This window comes from Allocoleopsis sp. (genome assembly GCF_036703385.1).
GTDB lineage: Bacteria > Cyanobacteriota > Cyanobacteriia > Cyanobacteriales > Coleofasciculaceae > Allocoleopsis.
The window spans coordinates 1-6,848 of sequence record NZ_DATNPA010000549.1 but is presented as its reverse complement, the minus strand read 5'-3'; the positions used below and the strand labels follow the sequence as shown (position 1 = coordinate 6,848).

The following is a 6,848-nucleotide window of genomic DNA, read 5'->3' as shown; positions in this document are numbered from 1 at the left end:
CTGCATTCATCCCCTCAGGAGACTGGACAAGTATGAACTCTACCTCCCCGAAGGAGTGAGGACCCACTCGCGATCGCAACATCTTAACTGCCACATCACAAGGGGTAGGGTTTTCCTGCCTGCTTCTTATAAAATTGTTGTGATGCTGCGAGACTTTCTGTTTGAAAGTGCGAGACTTGGTAATCAATCCCCTTCACTGGCTGACTCGTGATGAGTGACAAAAAAGGTAACAAATCAAAGCCCGGTCTGTTCACAGGTTTCTCCACTGGAACCGGTTTGAGACTTTGGTTGTTTTTTCTGTTCTGCTTTTTCTTCCTGGGATACCCTGTGCCCTTAAGTATCTTACTTGGCTTTGCTGGAGGCATCGCTGGGGGTTGGGCGATGGGTTGGTGGAAAAGCTCGGAAGGCCCCAGAGTGGTGGAACCAGAGGAAGAAAAGGAAATCGATATAGTAGACGGAGAATACAAAGTGAGTGGGCTTCGTTTAGCCAAACAGCGGAGAGATAGTAGAGCGAGGAAGCGTACACAAAGTTCTCAGGTACTTTTTGGCGGGTTTTTGAGACGGTAAAATCCTCTCTTACCTAGTCGAGTGTGGTTCTAACCCTTAGACCCGACAAGCATGTTTTTATTCCTCTCCAAGCTGCTGCCCTTGTTCCTGTACCCATTGGGACTTGCTTGCATATTGATGGTTGTGGCTTTGGTGATGTGGTGGCGACGCTCTCGCTGGGTGCCGTTTCCCATTTCTTTGGCTTTGATGGTGTTATTGTTAGCCAGCAATAGTTGGGTCGCCAATGGCTTGGTGCAATCCTTAGAGTGGCAGCAGCTCCCCCCTAAAACAGTACCAACGGCTGATGCAATCGTGATTTTAGGCGGTGCGACAAAATCTGCCTTTCCGCCGCGACCTGGAGTAGATTTGAGTGAACAAGGCGATCGCGTCCTTTACGGTGCCCAACTCTATCGTGAAGGTAAGGCTCCCTTGGTGATTGCGTCAGGGGGCCGTATTGAGTGGCGGGGAGGTGGGCCATCCGAGTCAGCGGATATGGCTCAAATCCTAAAAACTGTAGGTGTTCCGTCCTCTGCGATCCTGCAAGACCCCACATCCCTCAATACGCACCAAAATGCTGTCAATGTGAAGAAAATTATCCAGGAGCGAGGTATCCGCCGCATCTTATTAGTAACATCGGCGATGCATATGCCGCGATCGCTCCGGATTTTCCAACGCCAGGGGATTGACGCTATTCCCGCTCCCACCGATTTCTTGGTCAGTCAACAAGAGCTTGAGGAGCCGAACAGCAGCGCTCAAGCCATTATGTTGAGTCTGATACCAGATACAGAGCGCATCGACAGAACGACTCGTGCGCTTAAGGAATACATCGGAATGGCCGTTTATCGCCTCCGAGGCTGGCTGTGATTTACAAAACTGAAAATTAAAAATTAAATACTATGGAGGAAGGTGCTGGAAACAAACGGAAAATTGCCTACCGTTCCACCGGCCTTTATTTACTCTTATTCAGGAATGCCAGAAAAATTCCAATTCATTGTCCCAGCGCCTCCCCCACCGGCTGATATCTTTGCCACTTACCAACTCGCTCACGAGTTTCACCGGGAAGCGCAATATCGGCAGGAGCATGAACGCTACTGTGAGTGGTATCGCGTCACTGCTGAACGCCACAAGCAGGAGTTGCAAAAAATGCAAGGAGACATCAACCTGTTTGGTTGGTTTTGTCGCCGCAAGTCCGTCTCCTGAGAGGTGAGCGGAAAAAAGCAACAACCACTCACCGTCCAAGAACATCGGGAAATGGAAATGGATTAGCGCTAGCGTTTGGCGCTGCTGCAAGCAGACCGCTACAGCCAAAGTTGCAGTGACAAAAGTGGGATTAGACTATTCCATCACTTTTATTTAGGTATAGCAACCGCCACAACGGTTAGGACATTACAAAAGCTTGGATTGACAATTGGCTTTGGGACATTTGTCCTAATAGCCTTGGCGACTGCTATACATAGCATAAGCTAACCCATTAGTCAATAAAACACAAAACAGGGGTATTGAACCCCCTTTGTGCATCTGCTCTTGTCTGTTCTTGAATTACAGAAGAGAAGCGGAGACTTAAGCCCTGAGGGGATGTGCGTGGAGTTACGAGATGATTTCTACCTCATCCTCCCGGAAGTGACCACGAAATTTTTTATCGAATTGGACTAGCACAGGCAAGTTAGCGCTCACAGGTCTGCCTTGCCACTCGACAACGATTCCGATCACTTCTCCTTCTAGCCCTTTAACATCAAAAGGTTCATTTTTATGAGAGGGATGGTGGTAAACAATGACAGATTTGTTAATACGGACGCGATCGCCAACTTTCATAGATGAAGCTCGTGTTCTCTTTAATAGCCTGAATTAAGCCGAAACTTGCCCAGACAACCTTTCTATTCTTGCACAGCAGGGTTCCTTCCAAAGACCCGACTCAACTAATCCTCACAAGGATTAAAGTAATAAGGTGAGGGAATGACCAGAGTTTGATAGAGATTCATGTCGTTGCGTTCGTGTGTCTCTGTTTCTGGGTCTCTCACTCTTTGGGGGGTTGTGTTGGGACAGAGGAAGACGGAGAAATCTTCATACGCTCCGTTTGGAACAGGCGATCGCGCATCTTATTAAACCCCTCTGGATTAATCAGCCACTGAGCCGTCAATAAGGCCGCACCCGCTGACAAGAGCACCAGTAATACTCCCACAACTCCAATAATCACCTTGAACCATTCACCTTTTGAGGTTTCCGCAACGGGTTCGGGTTCCTCAATGAGTTCAGGTTCATCCGACTCATAGTCCTGGCGTAATCCAGAAAATTCAGTATCCAGAATAAACGTGTAATCCTTGGTGCCGACAGGGATTTCTCCAAGATTCAGAACTACCGGATATTGGGGAGAAACGGCACAGTAGGTGAGGACAACTGAAATGTTATCTTGACCATTGTGTTGATTGGCGAGGTCAATTAACGACTCGACAGCTGCTTCTAGAGAAAGCTTACCGCTAAAAACGTTTCGTGGGTAGTCAGCACAAAATTGCTCGAGTAGGTTATTGTCGCTTAGACCATCGGAACACAGCAACAGCAAACCGTCTTCTTCCAAAATAAATCGTTGTACTGTTGGACGTAGTAACTCAGCATCCTTCGTTCCCACAGCTTGAGTCAGTGCTCCAGCATCAGGGCGCTGCAACGCCTTACGATACAGACTGCGACCTAGGCGCACTTCCCGTGTTGCCACATCATCATCCACGGTCAACCTTTGGCAGTAGCGGGGCGTCAGCCAGTATGCACGGCTATCCCCAACACTGGCGATGTAGAGTTCGTGAGCGTTACCCTGACCATCCGCCATCTTCATAATCTGCGGAAGTTGGAGTGCCAGGGTCAACGTCGTTGCCATACGACGCCGTGACTCTCGTTCTTGTTCATCATTACGAGAGGCAATCAAGTTATTCGCCACCCGAATAATGGCTGCTAGCTGCTGACTCACCAGTTCCGGTGTCATCAGTTCCGGGTCTTCTGCTAACTCGGCTAGGAGCGCCCGCACTTGGAGTTTAATGGACTGCACCGCCAACTGGCTAGCCACTTCCCCGCCCTCATGTCCACCAATACCATCACAAACGATGGATAGATGGGGAATAAGAGGGTCACGAGGCAAGCTGAGGTCTGTGGGTAAGTCTGCCATCGTGGGATAGCAGCTATCTTCGTTGTGCTTTTGCACAAGACCGATATCTGTAGCACCCGCAATCTTCAAGCGCAGAGGCTGTCGAGCGGCTTGTTCTAGCAATAGCTTATTGAGAGCAGTGGCGATCTCTTCTAAGGAAGGTTCCTCGCCTTGCAGCTTCTGTGCGATCGCTTGCAACCGGGACGCCACAGACATGGCTGCCTTAGAACACAAAGAGGCCCAAAACTCTCCTAGCTGTTGCAGACTCGCTTTCTTGGGGCGTCTTAGGAGGGTGGAACTGACACCAGCCAATTTTTCGCTTTCCAATACCTCTGATGAGCTTGTCCCGCCACCTGTAGACGATGCCACCAAGGCTTCTTGCTCAGCGTCATCAACAGCGTCAACATACAGTTCCCGCAGTCGCACCCGCCAGCCTTCAACCCGCAGATTGTCCGCTACTAAGAGACTGGAAGCCACACCCATTTCTGCTAATGGCGTCCACAGTTCCAGTATCTGCCAGAGCCAATAAACCTGACGCACGGCTGGAACCTGCGTCCACATCGACTTGATGGAGGGATACGGCTCTCCGCTAGGATTAATCGGGACATTCTCTAGCAATGTGACAACCGAATTGCCCAACTCGCATACGCCATATACCTCAGGAACATGGATGCGTTGTGGATACAAATGCAGGTACGTGAGAACATCGCTACTCACTTGATCAGGAAACTCTGGTAGCAGTTCCGGCTGCGTATCTCGCCAAATTTGTGGAGCAACGACCTCATATCGATCTTTGACTAATTCTCCAGCAGGAATCTGCATGGCAGCTGCACCAACTGCCCAGAGATAGCGATTCATCAGCGGCTTGGAACTGCTCATAAATTTAACACGGCTTAGAAACAAGCATTAAGTTGATCGGCAAAAGAAGAGTTTAGGGGAAGGCAAGCGTTGGCTACTGTAGTCAGGGTATTCACTTAACTGGGAGCCAGCCGAGACAGCGAGTACCAACTCCCTATCTTCTCTCGATGCCCCCATCCTGGCAAGCTCACTCCTCGTTTGGTCAACGACGAGCTCGCTAGGAGAAATTGGAGCTAGGTGAGCGAATTTTTCCCTATTTTCCCCGATGATGCCTAATCCCTTTAAAAAGAAACTCAAAGAATCAATACAAACCTTGTTTTTGCGCCCAGAAACCTCATTTAAACATGGCAGACTTGTCAATGGGCACAGATCCTGATGCCGACAGAAACTGGAATTAATCGATCAACTCTTGGATCTACTGATATAAACGCTTGCGATACCGGATGGTGGATATGCCATTGCTAAGTCCTTGGATGCTCTGGCTACTGGCAGGGTCGATTCTTTGTTCAATAGAGCTGTTTGTGCCAACGGCTTTGGTCGCTTTCCTCATGGGACTGAGTGCCTTTGTGGTTGCTATGGTGGCGTGGATGTTGCCGACGGCGTTTCCGTTGCAAGTGGTACTGTGGCTCTTTTTGTCAACAGCGCTGGTTTGGCTATCCCGCCGTTTCCTGCCGCATCCGAAGGCGTCTAAAAATTTGGATGCAAAGGAAGCCCAAACCTTGACAGAAATAGCAGCAGGGCAAACAGGTCGGGTAATTTACGAAGGTAATTCCTGGAGGGCACGTTGTGAGGATGAACTAGAAGCGATCGCGCCTAACCAAAAAGTCTACATCGTTCGACGCGAAGGCAATACTCTCATCGTGGTACCAAAAAGCCTGTTGCATTCCTGAATTCAGGGCTTTTTTTGTGCAATTGCCCAAGCCAAAGCTTCTAGGAGGACATGGGAAAGAGCGATCGCTAGCCCTCTCTAAAAAATTACACTCCGCATCCGGATTTTTAGCATTTAGCTCAAACATCGATTTCAGAACTCTTATCCAGCGCCAGCTGTGGACTATTACTCAAAACTCTTAGGTGACTTAAAATGGAATTTTTTGGTTGGATGATTGCATTGGTTCTGGGTGCTTCAGGTCTTGCCAGCTCCGTTAAGATTGTCAATCAAGGGAACGAAGCCTTAGTTGAACGATTGGGGAAATATAGTGGCAAGAAACTAGAACCCGGTATTAACTTTCTTGTTCCTGTTTTGGATCGCGTGGTTTTTCAGGAAACGATTCGAGAAAAAGTCTTAGATGTGCCTCCGCAGCAATGTATTACCCGCGATAACGTGTCCATCACCGCTGATGCAGTCGTATACTGGCGGATTATGGATATGGAGAAAGCCTATTACAAAGTGGAAAATCTCCGCTTAGCCATGCAGAACATGGTGCTCACTCAAATTCGTGCAGAAATGGGTCAGCTAGAACTCGATCAAACCTTTACCGCTAGGTCGGAAATTAATGAAACCCTGCTGCGGGAATTGGATGAAGCAACAGACCCTTGGGGGGTTAAAGTCACACGGGTAGAACTGCGTGATATCATCCCATCCAAAGCCGTGCAAGATTCGATGGAGTTGCAGATGTCGGCAGAACGTCGTAAGCGGGCGGCAATTTTGACTTCTGAGGGGGAACGAGAGTCTGCGATTAACTCGGCTAGAGGGAAAGCGGAAGCCCTAGAACTCGATGCTCAAGCGCGGCAAAAGGCGGCGATTTTGGAAGCAGAAGGTCAACAAAAGGCGATCGTGCTTAAAGCCCAGGCAGAACGCCAGCAGCAAGTTCTGCGAGCACAAGCAACTGCTGAGGCGCTGCAAATTGTTGCCAAGACGCTGAAAAGTGACCCTAATGCTCAAGAAGCACTCCAGTTTTTATTAGCTCAGAATTATTTAGATATGGGGATGAAGATTGGCAGTAGCGATAGTAGCAAAGTGATGTTCATGGACCCTCGCAGTATTCCAGCAACGATTGAGGGCATCCGTTCCATTGTTGGTGATAACGGTAATGGCAATGTTTAGTTAGTCGGGTGGGCATTGCTCGCAGCACATGAGGAGAATTAACAAGGTGCGATCGCTCTTTTGAAAAAATCAACAATACCTGGCGGATGGAAGGATGTTGTTGGTCGGTTAACAAGGGGTTAAATCCTTTTCAACTTGATAAACCATTTGAAAAGAGTCTATTGCCTCTTTAAGCTGAGAAATTGCTCCATCTTGACTACTACCTTGACCTACTAACCCATTTTCCAGACACAAAGCAACCCAGTAACCTGCACTTTTTCTCAAAATGGC

9 protein-coding genes are annotated in these 6,848 nt (G+C 48.7%); 7 read left to right on the top strand and 2 right to left on the bottom strand.

Translation table 11 applies throughout. From position 1 onward, the window contains the following. The 5 genes from V6C93_RS26825 to V6C93_RS26805 form a co-directional block, all read left to right on the top strand. Positions 1-211: hypothetical protein (locus V6C93_RS26825; RefSeq protein WP_333479728.1), on the top strand; the 211-nt coding region annotated here is incomplete at its 5' end. Beyond that, the gene (locus tag V6C93_RS26820; protein WP_333479727.1) at positions 211-567 is read left to right on the top strand and encodes a hypothetical protein; all 357 of its coding nucleotides are present in this window, start codon (positions 211-213) and stop codon (positions 565-567) included. The genes V6C93_RS26825 and V6C93_RS26820, both read left to right, overlap by 1 nt. A gap of 23 nt (positions 568-590) precedes the next feature. Then, entirely contained in the window at positions 591-779 is a 189-nt protein-coding gene (locus tag V6C93_RS26815) for a hypothetical protein (protein ID WP_333479726.1), read from the top strand. Beyond that, positions 754-1,410 carry a YdcF family protein gene (locus tag V6C93_RS26810; RefSeq protein WP_333479725.1) on the top strand — a complete coding sequence of 219 codons (657 nt, stop codon included), beginning with the start codon at positions 754-756 and terminating at the stop codon, positions 1,408-1,410. The genes V6C93_RS26815 and V6C93_RS26810 overlap by 26 nt, the downstream gene beginning before the upstream one ends. A gap of 42 nt (positions 1,411-1,452) precedes the next feature. Next, positions 1,453-1,746, top strand: coding sequence for a hypothetical protein (locus V6C93_RS26805; protein ID WP_333479724.1), 294 nt, complete (start codon positions 1,453-1,455; stop codon positions 1,744-1,746). A 387-nt stretch (positions 1,747-2,133) separates the two neighbouring features. On the opposite strand, the gene V6C93_RS26800 is transcribed toward V6C93_RS26805, so the two are convergent. Then, positions 2,134-2,358: a ferredoxin-thioredoxin reductase variable chain gene (locus V6C93_RS26800; RefSeq protein ID WP_333479723.1), complete on the bottom strand. Its 225-nt coding sequence runs from the start codon at positions 2,356-2,358 to the stop codon at positions 2,134-2,136. 202 nt (positions 2,359-2,560) lie between these two features. Further along, complete coding sequence (locus V6C93_RS26795) at positions 2,561-4,555, bottom strand: PP2C family protein-serine/threonine phosphatase (protein ID WP_333479722.1); 1,995 nt, start codon at positions 4,553-4,555, stop codon at positions 2,561-2,563. A 431-nt stretch (positions 4,556-4,986) separates the two neighbouring features. On the opposite strand from V6C93_RS26795, the gene V6C93_RS26790 reads away from it, so the two are divergent. Both V6C93_RS26790 and V6C93_RS26785 read left to right on the top strand, forming a co-directional pair. Then, positions 4,987-5,424, top strand: coding sequence for an NfeD family protein (locus V6C93_RS26790; protein ID WP_333479721.1), 438 nt, complete (start codon positions 4,987-4,989; stop codon positions 5,422-5,424). 191 nt (positions 5,425-5,615) lie between these two features. After that, on the top strand, positions 5,616-6,578 hold the full coding sequence (locus V6C93_RS26785) for an SPFH domain-containing protein (protein WP_333479720.1): 963 nt from the start codon (positions 5,616-5,618) through the stop codon (positions 6,576-6,578). Positions 6,579-6,848: the final 270 nt, after the last annotated feature.

Bases quoted from the DNA above. Each gene is read 5' to 3' on its own strand.
- V6C93_RS26795 (WP_333479722.1), bottom strand. From the start codon at position 4,555: ATGAGCAGTTCCAAGCCGCTGATGAATCGCTATCTCTGGGCAGTTGGT.
- V6C93_RS26790 (WP_333479721.1), top strand. From the start codon at position 4,987: ATGCCATTGCTAAGTCCTTGGATGCTCTGGCTACTGGCAGGGTCGATT.
- V6C93_RS26800 (WP_333479723.1), bottom strand. From the start codon at position 2,358: ATGAAAGTTGGCGATCGCGTCCGTATTAACAAATCTGTCATTGTTTAC.
- V6C93_RS26810 (WP_333479725.1), top strand. From the start codon at position 754: ATGGTGTTATTGTTAGCCAGCAATAGTTGGGTCGCCAATGGCTTGGTG.
- V6C93_RS26785 (WP_333479720.1), top strand. From the start codon at position 5,616: ATGGAATTTTTTGGTTGGATGATTGCATTGGTTCTGGGTGCTTCAGGT.
- V6C93_RS26820 (WP_333479727.1), top strand. From the start codon at position 211: ATGAGTGACAAAAAAGGTAACAAATCAAAGCCCGGTCTGTTCACAGGT.